The 21,624-nt window shown below is 62.1% G+C and carries 19 protein-coding genes; 6 read left to right on the top strand and 13 right to left on the bottom strand.

Going from position 1 to position 21,624, the window contains the following annotated elements:
• Positions 1-34: 34 nt before the first annotated feature.
• Positions 35-4,501, top strand: a complete 4,467-nt coding sequence (locus AAZU54_RS14800; protein WP_434727314.1) for a hemagglutinin repeat-containing protein — start codon at positions 35-37, stop codon at positions 4,499-4,501.
• 61 nt (positions 4,502-4,562) lie between these two features.
• Here AAZU54_RS14800 and AAZU54_RS14805 read toward each other — a convergent pair whose 3' ends face one another.
• Genes AAZU54_RS14805 through AAZU54_RS14860 form a run of 12 tightly spaced genes read right to left on the bottom strand, consistent with a single transcriptional unit; the run spans position 4,563 to position 15,219 of the window.
• A complete protein-coding gene (locus AAZU54_RS14805) occupies positions 4,563-5,216 on the bottom strand; it encodes a hypothetical protein (RefSeq protein ID WP_312151827.1) in 654 nt (217 codons plus the stop codon).
• Positions 5,213-5,599, bottom strand: coding sequence for a type II secretion system protein GspM (gene gspM / locus AAZU54_RS14810; RefSeq protein WP_312151828.1), 387 nt, complete (start codon positions 5,597-5,599; stop codon positions 5,213-5,215). The genes AAZU54_RS14805 and gspM overlap by 4 nt, the downstream gene beginning before the upstream one ends.
• Positions 5,599-6,693: a GspL/Epsl periplasmic domain-containing protein gene (locus tag AAZU54_RS14815; RefSeq protein ID WP_405130126.1), complete on the bottom strand. Its 1,095-nt coding sequence runs from the start codon at positions 6,691-6,693 to the stop codon at positions 5,599-5,601. Before AAZU54_RS14815 ends, gspM begins: the two co-directional genes overlap by 1 nt.
• 11 nt (positions 6,694-6,704) lie before the next feature.
• Positions 6,705-7,295, bottom strand: coding sequence for a type II secretion system protein (locus AAZU54_RS14820; protein WP_186556387.1), 591 nt, complete (start codon positions 7,293-7,295; stop codon positions 6,705-6,707).
• Positions 7,292-7,660, bottom strand: coding sequence for a type II secretion system protein GspI (locus AAZU54_RS14825; protein ID WP_186556388.1), 369 nt, complete (start codon positions 7,658-7,660; stop codon positions 7,292-7,294). Before AAZU54_RS14825 ends, AAZU54_RS14820 begins: the two co-directional genes overlap by 4 nt.
• The gene (gene gspH / locus AAZU54_RS14830) at positions 7,657-8,094 is read right to left on the bottom strand and encodes a type II secretion system minor pseudopilin GspH (protein WP_186556389.1); all 438 of its coding nucleotides are present in this window, start codon (positions 8,092-8,094) and stop codon (positions 7,657-7,659) included. The genes AAZU54_RS14825 and gspH overlap by 4 nt, the downstream gene beginning before the upstream one ends.
• A 3-nt stretch (positions 8,095-8,097) precedes the next feature.
• A complete protein-coding gene (gene gspG / locus AAZU54_RS14835) occupies positions 8,098-8,532 on the bottom strand; it encodes a type II secretion system major pseudopilin GspG (RefSeq protein ID WP_186556390.1) in 435 nt (144 codons plus the stop codon).
• 14 nt (positions 8,533-8,546) lie between these two features.
• On the bottom strand, positions 8,547-9,749 hold the full coding sequence (gene gspF / locus AAZU54_RS14840) for a type II secretion system inner membrane protein GspF (RefSeq protein WP_405130127.1): 1,203 nt from the start codon (positions 9,747-9,749) through the stop codon (positions 8,547-8,549).
• A gap of 3 nt (positions 9,750-9,752) precedes the next feature.
• A complete protein-coding gene (locus AAZU54_RS14845; RefSeq protein WP_186556392.1) occupies positions 9,753-11,201 on the bottom strand; it encodes a GspE/PulE family protein in 1,449 nt (482 codons plus the stop codon).
• Positions 11,201-13,135 (bottom strand): type II secretion system secretin GspD, encoded by a 1,935-nt coding sequence (gene gspD / locus AAZU54_RS14850; RefSeq protein ID WP_405130137.1) that lies wholly within the window; start codon positions 13,133-13,135, stop codon positions 11,201-11,203. The genes AAZU54_RS14845 and gspD overlap by 1 nt, the downstream gene beginning before the upstream one ends.
• Positions 13,136-13,156: 21 nt before the next feature.
• The gene (locus AAZU54_RS14855; protein WP_186556394.1) at positions 13,157-13,582 is read right to left on the bottom strand and encodes a pilus assembly protein PilZ; all 426 of its coding nucleotides are present in this window, start codon (positions 13,580-13,582) and stop codon (positions 13,157-13,159) included.
• Positions 13,579-15,219, bottom strand: coding sequence for a lipoprotein UxpA (locus AAZU54_RS14860; RefSeq protein ID WP_434727315.1), 1,641 nt, complete (start codon positions 15,217-15,219; stop codon positions 13,579-13,581). The genes AAZU54_RS14855 and AAZU54_RS14860 overlap by 4 nt, the downstream gene beginning before the upstream one ends.
• Positions 15,220-15,442: 223 nt before the next feature.
• Between AAZU54_RS14860 and AAZU54_RS14865 the strand changes: the two genes are divergently transcribed.
• Positions 15,443-17,494: a PhoX family protein gene (locus AAZU54_RS14865; RefSeq protein WP_186556396.1), complete on the top strand. Its 2,052-nt coding sequence runs from the start codon at positions 15,443-15,445 to the stop codon at positions 17,492-17,494.
• Between the two features lie 42 nt (positions 17,495-17,536).
• Here the strand turns inward: AAZU54_RS14865 and gspK are convergent, their stop codons facing one another.
• Positions 17,537-18,502: a type II secretion system minor pseudopilin GspK gene (gspK, locus tag AAZU54_RS14870; protein ID WP_434727316.1), complete on the bottom strand. Its 966-nt coding sequence runs from the start codon at positions 18,500-18,502 to the stop codon at positions 17,537-17,539.
• 146 nt (positions 18,503-18,648) lie between these two features.
• On the opposite strand from gspK, the gene tatA reads away from it, so the two are divergent.
• From tatA to AAZU54_RS14890, 4 genes are all read left to right on the top strand, one after another.
• Complete coding sequence (gene tatA / locus AAZU54_RS14875) at positions 18,649-18,879, top strand: twin-arginine translocase TatA/TatE family subunit (RefSeq protein WP_434727317.1); 231 nt, start codon at positions 18,649-18,651, stop codon at positions 18,877-18,879.
• On the top strand, positions 18,879-19,169 hold the full coding sequence (gene tatB, locus AAZU54_RS14880) for a Sec-independent protein translocase protein TatB (protein WP_186556399.1): 291 nt from the start codon (positions 18,879-18,881) through the stop codon (positions 19,167-19,169). The genes tatA and tatB overlap by 1 nt, the downstream gene beginning before the upstream one ends.
• The gene (tatC, locus tag AAZU54_RS14885) at positions 19,166-19,909 is read left to right on the top strand and encodes a twin-arginine translocase subunit TatC (protein WP_186556400.1); all 744 of its coding nucleotides are present in this window, start codon (positions 19,166-19,168) and stop codon (positions 19,907-19,909) included. Before tatB ends, tatC begins: the two co-directional genes overlap by 4 nt.
• Before the next feature lie 203 nt (positions 19,910-20,112).
• Positions 20,113-21,609 (top strand): HET-C-related protein, encoded by a 1,497-nt coding sequence (locus tag AAZU54_RS14890; RefSeq protein ID WP_186556401.1) that lies wholly within the window; start codon positions 20,113-20,115, stop codon positions 21,607-21,609.
• Positions 21,610-21,624 lie beyond the last annotated feature (15 nt).

Genomic DNA, 21,624 nt, shown 5'->3' on the forward strand with positions numbered 1-21,624 from the left:
CCCCCTACCACCACTGGAAAAAGTGATCCTGTCTATGCCCCCCTCCTCCCCCCATCGCCTGTCCGCCAAGCCAGATACCCTGCGCTGGACGATCTTCCTCGCCCTGCTAGGCACGGCCAGCGTGCACGCCCAAGGCGGCCTGCAACCGAAGTTAGATTTGGGCAGTTCGCCAATCATCAACCATAAGCATGGCGTGCCTGTGATCAACATCGTCGCCCCCGATGCCAATGGTCTGTCGCACAACAAATTCATCGACTACAACGTTGGCAAGCAAGGCGTCGTGCTGAACAACGCCTTGCAGGAGGGTGGATCGCAACTGGCAGGCATCCTGACTGCCAACCCTCAGTTTCAAGGCCAAGCCGCTTCGACCATTCTCAACGAAGTCGTTAGCCGCAACGCTTCGCTGATCGAAGGCACTCAGGAAATCTTCGGTCAGCGAGCTAACTACATTCTCGCCAACCCCAATGGCATCACACTCAACGGCGGCCGATTCATCAACACACCTAAGGCGGCCTTCGTAGTCGGGAAGCCCGGATTCCAAAACGAGCAGTTGCAAACCTTCGAGACGCTAAACGCCGACGGCAGACTGACTGTTAAGGGCGATGGTCAGACTAATACCGAAGGTGCCCTGTACCTGATCGCACCACGCCTGGACAGCACCGGTCTACTCGCAGCGAAAGACAGTCTCAACATCACCTTGGGCCGTAACCTCATCAGCAAACGGGAGGGCAAGATCATCAGGCACGAGTCCGGCAGCCTATCGGACATTGATGCCAACCTACTCGGCGCAATGTATGCGGGCCGAATCCAGATCCGCAGCACCGCCGAGGGTGCAGGCGTGCGCATGGGGCCGATCAGGGTTGAAGCCGACCACGACATCCTTATTGATTCAGCAGGTGACTTAGAGGTCTTCGGCGACCCGATATCCTCCAGCACGCTTAAAGCCAAACAAGGTGGGTTACGACTCAAAGCCGCTGGAGACCTGACACTACGCGCGGTTGATGGCTCTGCCCAGCGGATCGCTGTTACCGCTGGAAAACAGCTGAAGCTTGATACTGAGACCGGTAAAAAAGAAGACCGTCACAACGACCAGGTGCAAAAGCGCTTTACCACCGTTTACCGACCACGCGGCACCCAGTTGCACAGCAGCGGTGAGATCAGCCTGCAATCGCATGGCGATATGGCACTGCAAGCCGCCACCGTTCAAGCGCAGGAGGGTCTGCGCCTGGAGAGTAAAGGCAACATAGATGTCAGCGCAGCTATCGAAGAAACCAATACCAGACGCTACCAACGCGAAAACAGCGACAAATCTTGGCCTGATGCTACTTACACCTCTGACACCCAGCAAAAAGCACATGCCAGTACATTGAGCGCCAACCACTTGGAGATCAAAGCAGCCAACGCCCTGGACATCAAGAGCAGCAACCTGGAAAGTGCAGGCCACCTGCAACTTGAGGCCAGAGATATTAATCTGGCTGGTCAAAGGCTTGAGGACGACGTTCAACGTTGGGCGACCTCTGACCGCCATGTATCCAAAGCCCCAGCCAATAAACACCAGCGACCATGGCGCTATTCCGGTACTAACGTGACGGCGGCAGCCCTCGCCGCCCAGGGCGAGCGGATCACTATCCGCGGCAGTGAAGTGACCAGTAAGGGCGATGCACAGCTCCATAGCACCAAGGGCTCACTGACAGTGGCGGCAGGTTCTTCTGGTGAAAGCACAATTACCTCTGACCACAACAGCAAGGTGTTAGGCCTCGCGCTGAGCCATGCCGTCCATCAACGGCCGCAACTCAGTAATATCAAATCCGGCGCTAACTTGGACCTCTCCAGCACTGACGATTTGAAGATTCTGGGGGCGCGTATCGAGGCGGCAGGGCACATGAATGTAAATGCCACTAAAGCCCTAGTAATCGATAGCGCACTTGAACGCAACGACTTTTCAACCCTGAGCGCTCTGCACACATTTGATTTTGGTACCCGCGAAACCCAGCCCGCGCAAGATGGCAAGCCCGGTTCTCACCAATGGGAGTTCTATGGCGGCTATCGCGCACCTGTGACGATTAAAGAAAGTGTTCAATATAAACAGCACGCCAGTGAACTTGCAGCAGCTTCGCTGAGCCTTCGCAGCGACACTCACCTACGGGCCCGGGGTGCCAAACTCAATGCCCGGGCGGGTGATCTCAACCTGCAAGGCAACAAGATTAGCCTGACCGCCGTTGACGATACACTATCGTTTTCCAGTCGTTTAGATGAGCTCGGCGAGGCCGTGGCGCTCAGCGTTGGTGTCGAGCGAGTCGGCTTCGCGCTGGAAGCACTGCAAAGCACCGAAACCTCAAAAAGCGAAAACAGCAAGGTGCAGCGCAGTGAACTGCTAGCTACAGGCAATGTGGCGATCAATAGCGACAATGATCTGCTCAATGAAGCCAGTCGTATCGACGCCGGCAAGCACCTCAAGATTCACGCTGGCAACATCGTGAATCGCGCGGCATCGAACGAACTGAACATTGCGGCAGATAGCAATCATTGGCGGGCCAGCCTCGGTGCCAGCCTGGAATATCACGGCCTGACCAAACCCATCGTAGAGATAGTGGATGGCCAGCCAGCCGACCGCTTCCAGCAAGATTCGATCGTCGATGCGTTCACTCCACCAAGCGTTGGCATTGACGTAACTTTTCGCTACAAAGATCGCCAGGAGAACTGGAGCAAAGAGTACGCACAGGTCAATGAATTGTCCGGCGCATCAGTCGAGGTCAAGGCAGCTGTCATTGATGACCAAGGCACCGCCTGGCACGCACGCAGCGGTCTTCTGGAGATCGACGCGAAGCAGCACAACATGCTGACCGCACAAAATACCAGCGTGCACACCGTGCACAACCTCAGCGCCGACGCCGATGTTCGCGTTGACACCACCACAGGATCGGATGTCGGTGTGCGCCTCGCCGGTAAGGGTGGCTCGCTTGATACGGTAGAAAACACCAGCACCGCAGTGCTGGGCAGTCTTAAAGGTCAAGGCATAAATATCAGGCTCAGTGGTGATGGCGTTTATCAAGGCAGCCAAATCAATGCAGCTACGGCTGGGGTACATATTCTCAGCGGTGGCTCGTTGTCGGTGCTTCAAGCAAGCAGCCTGAGAAGCAAGGAATCAGGCTCGCTCAATGCGAAGGCTCGACTCAAAGTCAGCAGTAAGCCGGGCGAGAAGGGTGCGGAATTCCGCGGTTACTTCGATACGGCTGACAGCTCAAGTTCAAAGTCCGTGGCTAAGGTGGCATCGATCAAGGCAGACGGTGAGGTACTCCTAAGCAGCGCTGGCGATCTACTGCTTGAAGGAACACGGATTGGTAGTGAGGCCGCCAAGGTCGGCGACATCAATTTGCACAGTGGCGGGAACTTGCAGATCAGCTCAGCCCGTAACACGCATAAGGCCCAAAGCAACAGGCTAGATGGCGGTCTGGAAGTGTCTGCCAAACAAGGTGACACCAAAGGTGGGGGTATTGGCGGCCACCTGGGATATGGCAATGTCGACGAAGATGACATCGAGGCTGTAGATAGCCATTTACACAGCAACGGCCAGTTGACGCTCTCCAGTCGTGCTAACAACGAGCGAGCCCTACATCTACAGGGTGTGCAGGCATCAGCCGGGCTCATCCAGTTACAGGCATGGAATGGCGGCGCGCTGATTGAATCCTCGGCAAACCAGACAAAGCACAACAACCTCGATATCACCGGAGGTGTAGGCGGTCTAAATCAGCAGGGCAAAACCGCTACCGAAGGCCTATGGCTGCGCGGCAAACTCGACCTGGACCTGCGCGATAACCAGACGTGGAACGCCAGCACATTTACAGCGCGAACCATTGCTTTGAATAGCAAAGGCGATACCCGGCTGCAAGGTACCAGCCTTAAGGCCGATCATATCCAAGGCACTATCGGCGGCGACCTGCACGTTGAAAGCCGCAAGGATAACGTCGACACCTGGATTGCGGATGTCGATATCAAAGCTAGCCACGAAAAAAATCCGCAGGGCTGGGCCAATACAGTCAATTCGATTGCCGGACCGTGGGGCCAGGAAGCCAAGCAGCAGCTTAAATTCTTGACCAAGCACAAGCCCGAGAACTACTTGGCACCCGACATCTATGTACTGCGTGAGAAGCGTGACAATGTCGCCCATCAAGCAGGGCTTGAAGGTGCTGAGGGGATCGATCTGAAGGTCGGTGGCGCTATCAATCTGGTGGGTGCCCGCTTGGCGTCAGCTCATGGCGATGTCGCGCATAGCGCAGAAAAGGTGACCACTGAGACCTTGACCGGCAATAACTACCGGGTGGACGGGGGCATCAAGTTCTCCACTTCATTAGTCGAGGAGGCACTGGCCCTGGTGAAGCAATCCAATGAAAAAAGTACTGCGGGCAATCCAAGCGGGTTCAATCTGTACGGGCTCGCTCAGGGCAGTTACCTGAACCACGATCAGGAATTGGTATCGAGCATTCAAGGACAAGCCAAGTGACTATTGCCGCCAGTTTCTTCACGGCAATGCACCGCGCCGTCGCTGATAGTCGATAGCCTGACTACCAGCCAACCTTGCGCTGCCCTACCCTCTCGGTTGGTCCCAACCATTGCAGGGCGCGCAAGATTGGCGTCAGGGCAGCATCGTTTTGTAGCTTAAAGTCGACCTTGGCGCGCCGTGCCGACAGGTCGGCATCCAGCTCCAACTGATGCTGTCCTGGCTGATTCAATTGTCCGAACAGATGCCAGCCGCTGCTGCAGTCCATCTGCATTGATCCACGCCCAAGGCCAAGCGACCACGGCTCGACCAGCGCCAGATCCTCGATAGATATTTGCCCATCAGCCCCGCTGCAGCGTGCGCCCGCCCCCCGCATGCGCAACGTACCTTGCCATTGCCCCGCCAATCGGTAACCGGTCGCCACCCTGGCCTGGCCAGACAACGCTTGCAGTTCTGCCTGCCAATTCCATGGCCACCCCGACAATCGTGCTTGCCAGCCCTGCCCCTGAAACCCCAGGTGCACTTGCGTTTGCAAGGGCCACGCAGTGATTTCCCAGCGCAATGGCCCCACCGGCCCCCACTGCACCGCCTGGCCGCGCCAGAGGCTGCCGCTGACCCCACTGATCGCCAGCCCTTGAGTGAGCCAACGGGCCGGCAGTTCGGCCAGCAGCGTGACGCTGAAAACCAGTAACAGCCATACAGCCCCATGCCACCTCACGGCTGCACCTGCACAGCGAAACGTAGCCCTTGGTCCCCCTGCTCCAACGCCCATTGCAGTGGCTGAGCGCCCTCCGCCTGCAATGCCAGCAACCACTGCTGCAAGGTTTTTTCATCGCTCACCTGACCGCGCAACTGCCAACCCCCTTCATTGGAGTCGATCTCCAGCAGGCTGATCTGCCGCGCCTGGGCTGACTGGCGCAGGCGCTCAAGCCCCATTGGCGGAGCATCGCACAGGCTCGCCGCCGACTCGGCCAACGCCTGCCACTGGGCCAGTTCACGCCACTGTGCCAGCCCTTCGCGCACCGCCAGCGACAGCACCAGCATTGCGATCAGCGCCCATGCCAAGGGCATGCGGTAGTGCTGCAACAGCTCACGATTCATCACACCGCTCCCAGATCGAAGACCACGCGCCACTGCGCCGCCTGCCCGGCATCGCTCACCTCGACCTGGGCGCCAGCCTGATTGGCCATGTCCTGCCAGGCAGGTGCAGGGCCCTCGCCGTCCAAGTGCACATGCCAACGCTGTCCATCGAAGCGCACCGCTTGCAAACGCCAACCAGGGTGCTGCTCCAGCCACGCCTGCAATTGCCCTTGCAGCCCATCGAGCTTGCGCAGGCGCAACTGCCGTTCACTCGCAGCGTCCCGCAAGCGTTTGAGCGCCACGCTCGCCTGACGCAACGAGGCCTGCTCGCCCGTTACTGCCAGTACCTGCTGGCGATAGAGCTGGGCCTGGCGCCATTGCTGGCTCAGCCACAAGCCCGCCCAGGCCGTGGCCAGAATCAGGCAAGCCGCCACCAAGCGCAGGTGCCCGCGCGGCAGGCTCAAGCGCGCACGGACGCGGCGCTGTTCGAACAGGCTGGGCAGGCTGTCCAGCGCTACCAATTGCGCCGGCCAACGCCCCTCGATGCAATCGATTCGCAGCGTTGCCCAGGGCACCGCCGGGGGATCGCCGAGCCCCCGCGGCCACGACAGCCAATGCTCGCGACCATCACTGGCAACACCTTTGTATAAATCCTCATGCTCATGCGGCCATCTCCAGCCAGCCCCGGGGGCCGAGGCCGGTAACAGCTGCAGTTGTGCCCAGCAGCGTTCAATCGAAAGCCCCCAGTCGGCGCACTGTTTGCGCCAGCCATCGAGCTGCGCACGCTCCACCAGCGCCAGGCGCAACTGTCCAGGCAGGCGTTCGATACAGGCAAACAGCAGCTGATCGCTGGCTTGCAGCAGCCGGTCTTCCAGCAGCAACGGCCACTCGTCACGCTTGAGCCCCGGGGGGGCTGGCAGTTGGAAATGGCTGCACAGCTGGCCAGGAATGATCAGCGCCACCCGTGCATCGAGATCATTGGGCGGCTCGCCCTGCCCTTCTCGGCTCGGCACGCCGCGCTCAACCAATAGCCAGTCCCACGGCTGCGCGGCAGCACCCGGTCGCAGCAACAGCCACGCCCGGCGAGGGCCACGGCGACGCCACTTAAGTTTCATCCGGCCTCCGTTCATGACAGCCCATGTGGCAATGCAAAGGTGCAGACATAAGGTGCTCCATCACGCTGCAATTGCACGCGCACGCCACGACCGGGGTGCGCGGGTTGATCCGAGGGCCAGGCCAGCCAGCGGCCACCCTGGTGGTAAAGCACCTGCCATGCGCTGACCCGCTCCAACCGCTCGCGGACCACCCAGTGCGGCTCACCTGCGGCGTACAGGTCCGCCGAGGTTTCCAGCAGCAGGCGCTGCTCACGTGGATCAAAGCGCAGGCGCTGGCGTTGCAGGCGCGAGCCGCCCTCGGCTTGCGGCCAGGCCGCGACAGCCACCCACAGCAGCTGGTTGTTCTGCGCCTGCCAGTCGAGCCAGCGCGTGGCCAACGGCAAGCGCTGCTCGTAGACCCGGCGCAGCACCGGGCTATCGAAACGTCGCTCCAGGGCCAGGCAGAACTCCAGCACACCGGCATTGGCGGCGGGTGACGCGAGCCGCTCGCGCACCTTCAGCCAGCCGTTGACCAAGGCCGCAAGCATGATGCCGAGCACTGCGGTCAAGGCCAGCGCAACCATCAGTTCGATCAAGGTCAGGCCTGCTTGCTGACGCTTCATGGGCGCTCCAGAAATACGCTGTACTGGCCTAGCGGCAGGCGCTGATCGCGGTCGGCGAACAGCTGCAGATCACCTCGGCGCAGGTCGCGCACGCCGGTCCTGCGCAATTGCAGTTGCCAATGGCAGGCTTGGCCGCCTTGATTCAGCACACCGCTGTTGTGGTTGGCGGCTGGCCAATACTGCTCGACGGCAAAGCGTGCTTGCAGCTCGCGGGCACAGAGCAGGCCCAGCCGGTGCTGTTGGACGCTGTCCTGTACCGCCAGCCGTTGGCGCAAAACCTGGCTGGCGATCACCGCCAGCACGGCGGCGATCGCCAGGGCCACAGTCACTTCCAACAAGGTAAAGCCACGCTGGCCACGTTTCATGGCGACGAAGCCGTGCGCAGTTGTCCGGCGCGATCCCACTGCCAGCGCTGGCTGCCCTGCGGCCACTGCCACAGCACGGCACCAGGGCGTGCCCAGCCCTCGGGGGTGAAGATCAACTGCGGCGTGCGACTGGCTGGCCAATCGGGGCGCAGGCCCTTGGGCCAGTCGCCCAGGCGCGCTGGCTCCAGCACCCAGCCCTCCTTCTCGCGCCGAACCAACTCCGGGCGCTGGCCATTCCAGCGCAGCCCACGCAGTTGCCCGGCATGCCGAGCCAGCGCGCCCTGCTCGCGAACGTGCCCGGCCAGTCGATCCAGGGCCTGCTCGACGCTGCTGTTGCCACTGTCGAGCCAGGCCACACTCAGGCCCGTCATCAAGCCAGCGATGGCCAGCACCACCAACAGCTCGATCAGGCTGAAGCCACGCTGGCCGCTCACCCTTCACAGCTCCCAGTTGCCCAGGTCGGCATCGAGCTCTTCGCCACCCGGCACGCCGTCGGCGCCCAGCGAGTAGACATCGACCCGACCATGTTCACCGGGCATGCGGTACTGGTATGGCGTACCCCACGGGTCCTCTGGCAGACGGCGAATGTAGCCATCGCTGCGCCAGGCACGCGGCAGCGGCTCCTGGGTAGGTTTGTTCACCAGTGCGGCCAGGCCTTGCTCGCTGCTGGGAAAACGCAGGTTGTCCAGCCGATACATATCCAGCGCCTGCTCCAGGGTGGCAAGGTCGGCCAAGACCTTCTGGCGCATGGCCTTGTCCTGGTTGCCCAGCACACTGGGCGCGACCACGGCGATCAGCAGGCCGATGATGAAGATCACCACCATGATTTCCATCAGGGTGAAACCCCGCTGGCGGGTACGTCGATGTCGCATGTTGGTGCTCCTTGTCATAGTTGCAGGCCTTGGTTCAGTTGCATGATCGGCAGCAGCACGGCCAGCACGATGAACAGCACCACCGCGCCCATCACCAGGATCATCAGCGGCTCGAACAGCGCCATGGCGGTGTCCACCTGGCGGGCGAAACCGCGCTCCTGGTCATCGGCCACCCGTTCGAGCATGTCAGCCAAAGTGCCGCTGGCCTCGCCACTGCCGACCATGTTCACCAGCAGCGGTGGAAATTGTTGGCTGGCATCCAGCGCCCTATGCAGGCTGGTGCCGCCCTGGACCTGCTGGCGCACCTGCTCCATGGCCAGGCGAATGCGTCGGTTACCGACGGTTTCGGTGGCCACCTGCAACGCTTCGAGCAGGGCCACGCCACTGCTGCAGAGGATCGCCAGACTGCGCGCCAGGCGGGCGCTTTCCAGCACCTGCAACAGGCCGCCAACACGCGGCAGGCGCAGCAGTAGCTCGTCGCGGCGCAGGCACCAGTGCGGTTTGCGCAGCAACCAGCTGCCGAGCAATGCCAGCAAGAGTGCTGCGCACAACAGCCACGGCCCGGCACTGACCAGGCCCTGGCTGATGCCAATCAGCAATGAAGTGACCCAGGGCAAGCTCTGCCCGGAATGGGCGAACTGCTCAGTAAGCTTGGGCACCACGAACGTCATCAGGCCGACCACCACCGCCAGCGACACGCCCATCAACACGCTGGGGTAGATCAAGGCGGTGCGTGCCTTGTGTTGCTGGCGCTGCACTTGCTCTAGGTGATCGGCCAGGCGCGTCAGCACCTGGGCCAAACGCCCCGAGCGCTCGCCCGCTTCGACCAACGCGCAATACAGGCCGGTGAATGGCGCGCCTTGCCGGGCGAGGCTGCGTGCCAGGCCCAAGCCCTCGGCCAGCGCGCCGCGTACCGACACCAACACGGCCTGCAGGGCGGGTTGGCGCAGCTGCCGCTCAAGGGTGGCCAAAGCATCGACCAGGGCAATACCGGCGCCGGTGAGGGTCGCCAATTGGCGAGTCAATTCGCACAACTGCGCGCGATTCAACCGCTGGCGACGCGGTTGCGCCGCGGCGCTGCCCTGGCGCTTGAGCTGCCGGGCGAACAGCCCCTGCTCACGCAACAACTGCCGCGCATGGCGCTCGCTGTCGGCCTGCAGCGTAGCGCTGTGGCTTTTGCCGGCCAAATCGACTGCCTGATAGCGATAGGTCGGCATAGGCTAGCCCTGTACCACACGCAGTACTTCGGCAAGGCTGGTCTGGCCTCGGCGCAGGCAATCGCTGGCCATGCTCACCAGGCTCTGGCGGCGCTCGGCCAGATAGTCCTGCATGGCCAGTTCGCTGGCGCCGTCGTAGAGCAGCGCGACCAGGCCTGGGTCCAGTTCGATGAATTCATAAAGGCCCAATCGCCCGTTGTAGCCACTGCCTTGGCAATCGTCGCAGCCGACCGCATGAAAGGTGCCGCCCAGCGACCCCAACTCTGGCCATAGCCTGCGTTCAGCCGCCTGCAACGGCTGCTCTACCGCGCAATGACACAGCCGCCGCACCAGGCGCTGGGCCAGCACGCCGCGCAGGCACGAGGCAATCAAGAACGGCTCGATACCCATGTCGCGCAAACGCGTCACCGCGCCCACAGCGCTGTTGGTGTGCAGGGTCGACAGCACCAGGTGCCCGGTGAGGCTGGCCTGCACGGCGATCTGCGCGGTTTCCTGATCGCGGATCTCGCCGAGCATGATCACGTCCGGGTCCTGGCGCAGAATCGCCCGCAGGCCGCTGGCGAAGGTCAGGCCGGCACGGGGGTTGATTGCGGTCTGGCCAATGCCGGCGATGGCGTACTCCACCGGGTCTTCAACGGTGAGGATATTGCGGCTGCCATCGTTGAGGCTGTTGAGGCTGGCGTAGAGCGTGGTGGTCTTGCCAGAACCGGTGGGGCCAGTGCTCAGGACAATACCGTTGGGCCTGGCCAGGCAGCTGCGCAAACCCTCCAGCACAGAGTCAGGCATGCCTAGGTTATCCAGCGCCAAGAGGCTGGCCTGCTTGTCCAGCACCCGCATCACCACCCGTTCACCATGGATCCCGGGCAATGTCGACACCCGCACATCCACTTCCCGGCCGGCGGCGCGCAAGGTGATTCGGCCATCCTGCGGCTGACGCTTCTCGGCGATGTCCAGCCGCGCCATGACCTTGATCCGCGACACCAGCATCGCCGACAGCGCCCGCGGTGGGCGCAGCACTTCGCGCAGGTGACCATCGACACGCAGGCGCACCACCAGGCTCTGCTCGAAGGTCTCGATATGAATGTCGGAAGCGCGCAGGCGCAGGGCCTGGCCGAACAGGCCGTTGATCAGGCGAATCACGGGCGCTTCGTCGTCGCTTTCGAGCAAGTCCTCGATGCGCGGCATTTCGCTCATCAGGCTGTCCAGGTCGACCTGCTCGCCGATGCCTTCGATCAGCGCCGCGGTGCTGGCACTACCCGCTTCGTAAAGTTGGCCCAGCCGGGCATCGAAGGCTGCTGTGTCCAGGTACTCAAGGCTCGCTGGCTGACCATGGACGCGCAGCAGTTCCTGCAACTGATCGCTGTCGGCGTCTGGCCGCAGCCACAGCTGCCAGCCCTCGGCAAGCGGCGCCATCGCCAGGCCAGTCTGGCGCGCCAGACGATAAGGCAGCATCACCAGTCGCCCCCTTCCAGGCGCGCCCGGCTGGCGGGGAACACCTTGAGCAGCGGCGTGCCCTCGGCCAGCTCCGGCAGTTGCAACGGCGTGGTCTGTTGCAGGGTGCGGTATTTGTCCTGGCTCAGCCCGGCCAGGCTCGGCCCATCACGCAGGATGCGCGGGCGAATGAACACCATCAGGTTCTGCTTGGTGTTCTTGCTCGCGTCGGAACGGAACAACCGACCCAGCCCGGGGATGTCGCCCAAAAACGGCACGCGCTGATTGCTGGTGCTGAGTTCGTCGCTGATCAAGCCGCCGAGGATCACCAGGCCGTTGTCCTCGACCATGACCTTGGTCTTGATCTCGCGCTTATTGGTGATGACATCGCTGGCGCTGGTGGTGTCGGCAATCGACGAGACTTCCTGGACGATATCCAGGCGCACGCTGTTGTCGATGTTCACCTGCGGCTTGATGCGCAGCTTGACCCCGACCTCCTTGCGCTCGATGGTCTGGTAGGGGTTGGCGTTGTTCTGGGTGACCGAGCCTGTGACGAAGGGTACTTCCTGGCCGACCAGGATCGACGCCTCGGCGTTGTCCAGGGTCAGCAGGGTCGGCGTCGACAGCAGGTTGAAGCCGCTCTTGCCCTTGAGCGCATTGATCAGCATGGCGAAGTTGAAGCCACCCCCGAAGTGGCCGATGCCTGCAGTGACACCGGTGGTGCTCGACAGCAGGTCGCCCAAGGCTTCGTTGTCGCCGCTGGCGGCAGCCCCAGCGATGCTGGCGATGTTCACGCCATTGCTGCCGAAGTTGACGATACCGGCACCGAACTTCTCGTCGGCGAACAACCATTGCACGCCCAGCTCCTGGGCCTGGCTGTCGGAGACCTCGGCGATGATCGCCTCGACCACCACTTGCGCGCGACGGATGTCGAGCTGCTCGACGATGCTGCGATAGGCCGCCAGTTCGCTGTCCGGGCCAACCATGACCACGGCATTGGTGCCTTCTTCGTATTCCAGGCGAATGCCAGACTCGCTGGCCATCGCCACCGGGCGGTCCTTGCCCTCGGCGTCGCCTTCGGCCGGCACGCTGCCTTCCTGGCTGAGGCCGCGCAGCACCTTGACCACTTCGCTGGCGTTGGCGTGACGTAGGTAGATCACTTGGGTGTTGCTGTTGTGCTGAGTGTCGCTGGGGCGGTCGAGCTGGGCCAGCAAGGCCCTTACCCGCTCGCGGCTGTCGGCGCTGCCACGCACCAGCAACGCATTACTGCGCGGATCAGCCACCACCTGGGCAGTGTCGCCGGCCTGCTGGTTGGCCAGCAAGCGGGTGACCAGCTGGGCGGTGTCGGCGGCGCTGGCATGCTGCAGCTTCATCACCTGCAGCGGCTCGTCACTGACCTGATCGAGCTGGCGCAACAGGCTGTCTATGCGCTCAAGGTTGCTGCGCCAGTCGGTAACCACCAACAGGTTGGCTGCCGGATACGGAGTGATCACGCCCACACGCGGGTCGATCAGCGGCTTGAGGATACCCAGCATCTGTTCGCTGGCGGCATTGCGTACGTTGAACACGCGGGTGGCAACCCCGTCGCTGCCCTCGGCTTTCTTGCCACCGCCCTCGACCGGCACCGGTTCCAGGCGTGCAGCCTGGTCGGGGACGATCTTCACGCTGCCATTGGGCAAGTCGACCGCGGCGTAGCCCTGGGCGCGCAGCTGGGCGAGGAAGATGTCGTAGATGGCCTCGGCGTCATGCCGATCGACGGTACGCACCGTGACCTTGCCCTTGACCCGCGGATCGACGATGAAGGTGGTGCCGGTGATGCGCGAGACGCTGTCGATGAACTCGCCCAGGTCGGTATCGACGAAGTTCACCTCATAGATCGGCGTGCCGCTGTCGTCGAATGTTTCCGGCTCTTCGGCCCAGGCCAATGACAGGCTCAGGCTGAGCACTCCGGCCACGCAGTATCTTGCAAACATCGCTCATCCTTGCCGCTTGAAGCCGGTCACGGCAGGCCGTGGCGGCCAGGGCAGGCGCTCGCGCCGCCCCTGGTTGTTGAAAATCAGGCCATCGGCGTCGATGTCCTGCAGGACGATGCCGGGTGCCAGGCGCTGGCCACGCACCAGGCTGCGGGTCTGTTGGCCATAGCGCAGCACCACCACGGTCGCCGAAAGCGGCTTGGCCTTGAGCCCGCCGAGGTACTGCAGCGGCAGGCGAGTCAGCGGGATCAGGCCGTCGTCGGCAGGCGCCTGCCAATGACCGACCAGCAAGCCGGGCAAGGGCAGCTCAGCGAGCGAAGGCGCGCGGGCAGGCAGCGGCTCACGGCTGAGCTGCAGCACGCATTGGCCAGCCAGCCAACCGGCCAGGGTCAGCAGTGCTACGCCGACTAAACGACTGGGTGTGCTCAAGAGAGCAACTGCCGTGGATGCCAACCCGGATGGCCCTGCACGTAGCGCACCTGCGGCAGTTGCAGCGCTGCCAGTTGCCAATCGCCCGACTGGCGCGCCAGCCAGGCTTCAACGCGCTGCCAGAGTGGCTCACCGGCCTGCGGGTCGAATTGCAAACCAAAGGTGCGGCACAGCCCCTGCACCGGTTCGAGGCCGGCGATGCGTTTGCCTTGCGGGCTATAGCTAACCTGCCAGGCCTGGCTTTGCCAGCGCGGTAAGTCCTGGCTGTTGTCCAGCAGCAGCGGATCGCCGAACAGCTGCTCGGCGGCGTTCTCCAGTACCTGCTCGACCTGCCGGGCAGGCGCCTCGACCACTGGCGCGGGGTAGCCGCCCGTGAGGCTGATCAAGTGTTCACGCGTGATCGAATCACCCGCGGTCAAAGGGTAGTCGTAACGCAGTCCCGGCAGCAGCACCGGCATGCTGCTGTCATCAGCCAGGGCCTGGTGCAGCAAACGGTCCCAGCTGCCGCCACGGGTGTCGCGCCGCCACAGTGCTTGTGGAGCGCGGGCCAAAGGTTGGTCGAGCCAGGCGGCGTGGCCGGCACGTTGTTGGCGCAGCACACTGCGCAGTTGGCTGGCGCGGGCCTGAGCGACTGGCGTCAGGTGATGTTCGAAGGCAGCAAAGTAGCGCGCCTCAAAACGCCACTGGCCGGCCACTTGCTGACAGCGTAGGCGGAACGCGCCGCTGCCACGGCAGCCGGCGAACAGCACTGGAACCCGACGACCGCTCGCTTGACTTACCTCGACCGGTGCTGGCCACAAGTCCTGGCCGCGCGCGCACAGCAGCACGTCGACTTCATTGAAGCGTTCGGCCAACCACAGCCCTGGCCCGGTGCCGACATCGGCCAGCGCCACCACCAGGTCAGCCTCGCGGCGCGCCTGCTGGAAGATTGGCTGCAGCGATTGGTACCACTGTTTGAGCGAAGCTTTCTGATCCTGGGCGTACGGGTCGGTGACACCCACCACGGCAATTCGCGCACCGCCCCGTTCGAAAATCCGCTGGGGCTCGATGCCAAGCGACTTTGCCTGATCATTGGCCAGTCCAGCCCCCAGGGTAATAGAGGAAGACTGGCGATAAAGTCCGGCGCAGCGTTGCGGCCAGAGCACTCGTTCATCGCTGCTGACGCGCACTTCACTGGCAAGCAGTTGGCTGCCTTGCACGCCGCTCTCGCCTTGAGTCAGGTAGGCCAAGCCGCTGCCATTCCAGCCCTGACCGTTTTCCAAGGTCAGGCAATTACTGGCTCCGGCTTCGCTGCGCAATTGCTCAAGCAACGCGGCCAGCACCGCATAGCCACCCAATTGCGCACTGCCTGCCTGACTGGCATCGAGCAAGGGCGCAAGCTCAGGGTAGGCGGCGGTGGCACTGCTGCCAGTCATCCACGGCGCCCGCCCCAGATGGCTCACCGGCCCAAGTCGGGTGGCAGGTACCACGGGCATACCAGGCTGGCGGGCATCGAGAGTGTCGGCGACGTAGAGTAGATCGACCGCCGCACTGCCAGCACGCTGGCCAGGGAGCGCAGAGCAGGCGCCGAGCAGCGGTGCCAGCGCACCGACACCCATCCAGCTGATTACTTCGCGTCTGCCCACACTACTAGCCATCAGGCCCGCATCCTTTCCGAGTTCACTTAGGGACCCGGATATTGCGGCGCTCACATGACAGTTTAATGGCAGATATCCGACAGCAATCGCGGAATGTTCTTTCAAGACAGGTTGCTAAGAACTGCTAGTTTTAAGCGGACCTTAATATTTCTGCCAAGGAATCATCACACTTGCGCACTAAAGTCGCGGTTTCTTTCAACTCAGCCACTATAAGGACACCCTGATGAGTCGAGACACCGGCGACAACCTAGACCGCAATCTAAGCGGCAACCTGCCAATGGCCAGCGTCATGGACGCCTACCTGAGCCGTCGCACCGTGATGCGCGGCAGCCTTGGCGCCGCGATCGCGATGATCGCCGGGACCGGCCTGACCGGCTGCTTCGACGGCGGTGGCGGTTCGGATGACGACGATTCGGCTCCAACCACCCCGGAAACGCCGAAACTCAAGCTAGGCTTCAACTCCATCGCAGGCTCGCGTACCGACGCCTGCGTGGTCGCCGCCGGCTACAGCGCCTATGTCCTGGCGCCATGGGGCACGCCGCTGAACAGCAATGGCAACCCGTGGAAATCCGACGGCAGCAACAGCTCGACCGACCAGGCCAACGCCATGGGCATGCACCACGACGGCATGCACTTCTTCCCTATCAACGGCAGCTCCGATGACGGCTTGCTGGCGATCAACTTCGAGTACATCGACGCCCAAGCCTTGCATCCGGCAGGGCCCACCACCGATGGCAGCGGCAAGCGCCCGGTCGAAGAAGCGCGCAAGGAAATCAACGCCCACGGCGCTGGCGTGGTTCGCCTGAGCAAGGTCAACGGCCGCTGGCAGGTGGTCGACAACGACCCGCTCAATCGCCGCTTCACCACCGTTTCGCTGATGGACATCGCCGGCCCCCTGCGCGGCACCGACCACGTCAAGACCAAGTTCTCCCCGGCCGGCACCCAGTGCCGCGGCACCAACAACAACTGCGGCAATGGCTACACGCCGTGGGGCACCTACCTGACTTGCGAGGAGAACTGGCCGGGCATCTTCGTCAACAAAGGCACCCGTCCAGCCGACCAGTCGCGTATCGGCGTGGGTACTTCCAGCGGCCAGTACAAGTGGGAAACCTGCGCAGGTGACCCAAGCGAGGTGGACGACGAGTTCGCCCGCTTCGACGTTACCCCGACCGGCGCCAGCGCCACCGACGACTTCCGCAACGAAGCCAGCACCTACGGCTACATCGTCGAGATCGATCCGTACAACGCCAGCACCCTGGCGGTCAAACGCACCGCCCTGGGTCGCTTCCGCCACGAGGGCTGCTGCCCGGGCCTGCCGGTGGCGGGCAAGCCGCTGGTCTGGTACACCGGTGACGACTCCAACAACGAGTACCTGTACAAGTTCGTCTCCGATGCCGTGTGGGACCCAGCAGACGCCACTCCAGCCGACCGCCTGGCCACCGGCGCCAAGTACATGGACCAAGGCAAGCTGTATGTCGCCCGCTTCAATGCCGACGGCAGCGGTAACTGGCTGCTGCTCGACGTCGCCACCGCTACCACCGCTGGCAGCACCCTCGGTGCGTTGTACGGTGACTTGCCGGGGATCATCTTGCACACCCGTGGCGCCGCCGATGCCGTCGGTGCCACGCCGATGGACCGCCCCGAGTGGACTGCCGTCAACCCACTCAACGGCGACGTCTACCTGACCCTGACCAACAACAGCTCGCGTACCCCGGAAAAAGTCGATGCGGCCAACCCACGTGGGCCGAACCGCCATGGCCACATCATTCGCTGGCACGACAGCGATGATCACGCCAGCTTCAACTGGGACATCTTCGTATTCGGCGCCAACGCCGCCGGCACCGCCGACATCAACCGCTCAGGCCTGACCGAACTGAACCAGTTCGCTAGCCCCGACGGCATGAGCTTCGATAGCCGTGGGGTGTTGTGGTTCGAGACCGACAACGGTGAGTCGACCTTGACCAGCTACACCAACGACCAACTGCTGGCGGTGATTCCGACCGATCTGGTGGATGCTGCCGGCAAGCAGATTCCGGTCAACGCGCAGAACCAGGTGGACCTGCGGCGCTTCTTCGTCGGCCCCAACGGCTGCGAGGTCACCGGGATAGCCTTTGCCCCGGACAACAAGTCGATGTTCGTCAACATCCAGCACCCGGAGAACTGGCCGTTCAACGATGTGGCGACCGACGCCGCGCCGGCCGGAACTACCGTGCGACCACGGGCTTCGACGGTGGTGATTCAGCGTAATGATGGCGGCGAGATCGGCACCGCCTGATGGATTTTCGGGGGCCGCTCTGCGGCCCTCGACTACTTGCTATCACCACGGCAAAGGCTCACGGCTGCGCACTCGCACCTGCTGCGCCGGTACTCGTGCGTGCCACTGCACCACCCCCAACGCCTCCACCTGAAACTGACTGCGCAACTTCAGCCCCTCCTCCTCGAACGACAGCTGCAACAGGTAATGCCCACTGTTGAGCAGCAACCCCTCGCTCAAGCGCTCGAACGTTTCGTCATCCACTGCCCCCAACGCCTGGCGCAACGCCGCCGCATCCACATACCCCGCCGCTGGACGCCCCGTGACGATGCGGCTCAGCAACGAGCGCGAATAACGCCCCTCATACAACGCCTCAAGCAGGGGCAGGTGTTCCAGGCCAAGTGCGTTGGCATTGAGCCGCCAGCCGCTGGTCTGCGCCAGTGCACAGAGCATCGCGTAACGGCCCTGGCGCTGCGCGTCGGGGGCCAGCAATAGATTCAGCTCGCTGCTGTCGACCATCGGCTGGTTAGCCGCCAGGCGCGCGGGTTGCTGACGTAGATACTGGGCACTCTCCGCACCTTGCAGGCGTGCGTCACTGTCAGCATCGATCCAGTCAGCCAGCGCGTGCACCAGGCGCTCGGCGGCCATGTCATCGCCCAGCAGCAGACGCAACTGACGCTCAGCCCGCTCGCCGTCCTCGCCCAACAGCGCATTGACGTTGAAGCAGGTGTGCTGATCACGCACGCGCAGCTGCGCCTTGCCTGCGCCAAAGTCATAGTCCAGCGGCTGACCGCGCAAGGCTTGCCAGAACAACGGGCTGGCCCGCCAGGCAGGATCGCGCAGCGCCTGTTCGGCATAGGCCAGCCCGGCCTGCTCCATGGCCCGCGCTTGCACCCGCTGCTGTAACAGGCGCACTTCATCCACCTGCCGACGTCCGCTTTCCACCAGCCAGGTCAGACCCGCAGCGATCATCGCCAGCGCGACCATCACCATCAACAACGCAGCACCTTGCTGGTGTTTGCCACCCATCCTCGCCCTCCTTTTTCCAACCGGCAAAGAGGCCAGTAAACACCGCGCTTGTTTCAGGCAGATGGCAATACCTGACAGTAATCATCGCGTCATCTAGGCAAGGCAGGATTGCTGCTCTTTTTATGACCTTACAGGAGTGGTCTGACATGGGTGGTATCGGAATCTGGCAATTGGTGATCGTGCTGTTGATTGTCTTCCTGCTGTTTGGCACCAAGCGTCTGAAAGGCCTGGGCAGCGATGTTGGCGAGGCGATCCAGGGTTTTCGCAAGTCCATGGGCGGTGACAGTGAAGCCAGCCCAAGCAACCCGCAGGTGCAACAACAAACACCGCTGAACGGCCAGACCATGCAGCAAACGCAAGCGGATCGTCAGGCCTGATGTTCGAGATCGGCTTTACCGAAATGATTCTGGTCGGGGTCGTCGCCCTGCTGGTGCTCGGCCCCGAGCGCCTGCCGGTGGCGGCGCGCGCCGTTGGCCGTGGGTTAGGCCAAGCACGACGGGCGATGCATGCGCTGCGCACCCAGGTGGAGCGGGAAATCGACCTGCCGGCGCTGGACGCCGCACCGCTGCAGCGGCTGGAACAGGAGATTCGCCAGGGCATCCGCCTGGAGGGAGAACCGGCCAATGACGCCGCAGCGCCAGTACCTGCCAAGGAGAACGTCTCATGAGCATTGCCATGCAACAGCAAGGGCGCATGCCGTTGACCGAACACCTGAGGGATCTGCGCAAGCGCCTGATGCGCTCGTTGTTGGTGATCGCGCTGCTGTTCGGCGCGTTGTTCCCGTTCGCCCAAACCCTCTACACGCTGATCTCCGAACCGTTGCGCCGTTATCTGCCGGAAGGCACCAGTATGATCGCCACCAGCGTCACCTCGCCGTTCTTGACCCCGTTCAAGTTGACCGCGATGTGCGCGCTGTTCCTGGCCATGCCGTTGTTGTTGCACCAGGCCTGGGGGTTCATTGCCCCGGGGCTGTACCGCCGCGAACGGCGCATTGCCCTGCCGCTGCTGGTATCGAGCATCGTGCTGTTCTATGGCGGGATGGCCTTTGCGTTCTTCCTGGTGTTTCCGATGATGTTCGGCTTCTTCGCCAGCGTTACCCCCGATGGGGTGGCGATGATGACCGATATCGGCCTGTATCTGGACTTCATCATGGCGCTGTTCCTCGCCTTCGGCCTGGCGTTCGAGATACCGGTGGCGACGTTCATCGTGGTCTGGGCGGGGCTGACCGATGTCGCCACGCTGCGCCGTAGTCGGCCCTATGTGATCGTCGGCTGCTTCGTGGTGGGGATGATTCTGACACCGCCTGATGTGTTTTCTCAGACGATGCTGGCAGTGCCGATGTGGGTGTTGTTCGAGCTGGGGCTTGTGGCGTGCGCACTGGTGCATAGGCCTCGTAGTGATGGTTGAAAGCACTGGGCAAGCCGGTAATCCCTGACAGGATGGGGCTTACCGGCTAGAATTAGCTTGCTTCAAATGCTCCACATAATGATGAAAATCATACCAACACTGTAAGCAGAATCTGACTTCGTTGCAGGGTCGTTATTTCCATATTTATCTACCGCACCTGAGCAACCAATCTGGGCGTCCCAAACATCGGTTGAGGACGTCTTGTGAAAAAGCTTACTGATAATGCCCCCCAGCAACTAAAACCAATGCCTCGGTTTGGAGCAGGCCTTGGCGATTCTGCGGAGAGTCATGGCCACGAGTCCATCGCTCACGTACTGAACCTTTCGGGTTTCAATGCCGTTGAAGTCAAACAAATCTATTTCGGCAACTGGCTGCGCGACCACTCACAGCTAATCGACCCCAAAACTGTTCGCCCGCCGTACGCGCCAAGGAACTTTCCGAAGAAAATCTCCAGAGAAGTGCTTACTCAGTTTGTCGATCTGTTAGCACTAAAAGAATTCAACCTTCTGCAGATGACCGACGAGGGCCGCGCTGCCTACACTGTTACCCCAGAGATACTCGGCGTCTACCGCCCATCAGAACATATCGACAACCCCACCAACTTGAACGAAGACGCAATCGATCCACAGACGATCGATGAGGACTTTGAACCCTTGGTACGGCCCGGTGACAGGCTGACCACCGTCCATTACGCACGCTCCATGACATTGCATATAAAGGAAGCCGAACGCTACATGCGCAGAAAACTGCGCGCGGCTATGCGAGCAGGCAAGACCCCCACAGGCATGCGCTACTTTGGTGAAGCCTTGCATGTGCTTGAAGATTTCTTTGCTCACTCCAACTTCGTAGAGCTCAGCCTGCGCAAGGTCGGCTACACCGATGTATTGGCCTGGACCACCGAGAAACCATGCAAACATCGCTGGCCGGTCGTGACCGGTCTGTTCAGCGGTTCGGACATCATCGCCAGCGTCGCCGAGCCCTTGGCCAAAATGCTGTTTCCAGTACCCGGTCATGTATTCAAACCCACTGTTCCCGGAGAACGAAGTGATGGCGAACAAGCGTTGCTGATTCTTCTCAAAGAAGAACCCGAGGCTAGAGAGGTACTCGTAAAAGCACTCGAAGTGCGAGATGAGCTAGCTAAAAGCTCGACATTCCAGACGGTCGAGTATCTGGACTGGCTAGCCGGCACCCCTCTTCGAATTCTGCGAAATCACACCAACGGCCTTATGCAAACGGTAGTGGAGTGGGCAGGTGATCAAATCGACGACCTGCAAACGTACTGGGGCGACGACCCCAATACTCATTCGCATGTAAGTGCTACCCACTCACAGCTGGCTAAAGATCACGGCACCCACCCCTTCCATGTGATAGCACAATTGCTGGCTCGGCATGCCGTCTTTGAGGTGGGTAAGTCGATGCACAAATACTGGGAGGGGGACGGTGAGCAAGACCCCGTCGAAGTGGCGAGCAGCTATCTACGGCATCCGAAGGATCTCAACTGGCAGGACCCAATCGTGGAACACTGGGCCGACAGAAACCCGGAAAAAATCGAGGAAGGCACCGAACTCAGTCGTCATATCAAGCGCTATGAGGAATACCAAGCAGCCGCTCGGAAACGCTTGGAGGAACTGGAGATACGCGAACCTCTGGATCTGATCGGCGTGGGAGAGAATCTGAGCGGCTCGGGCTTTGGCTTATGACCGCTTTGAATTGAG

The sequence above is a fragment of the Pseudomonas sp. Je.1.5.c genome (assembly GCF_051129895.1).
Classification (GTDB): Bacteria; Pseudomonadota; Gammaproteobacteria; order Pseudomonadales; family Pseudomonadaceae; genus Aquipseudomonas; species Aquipseudomonas urmiensis.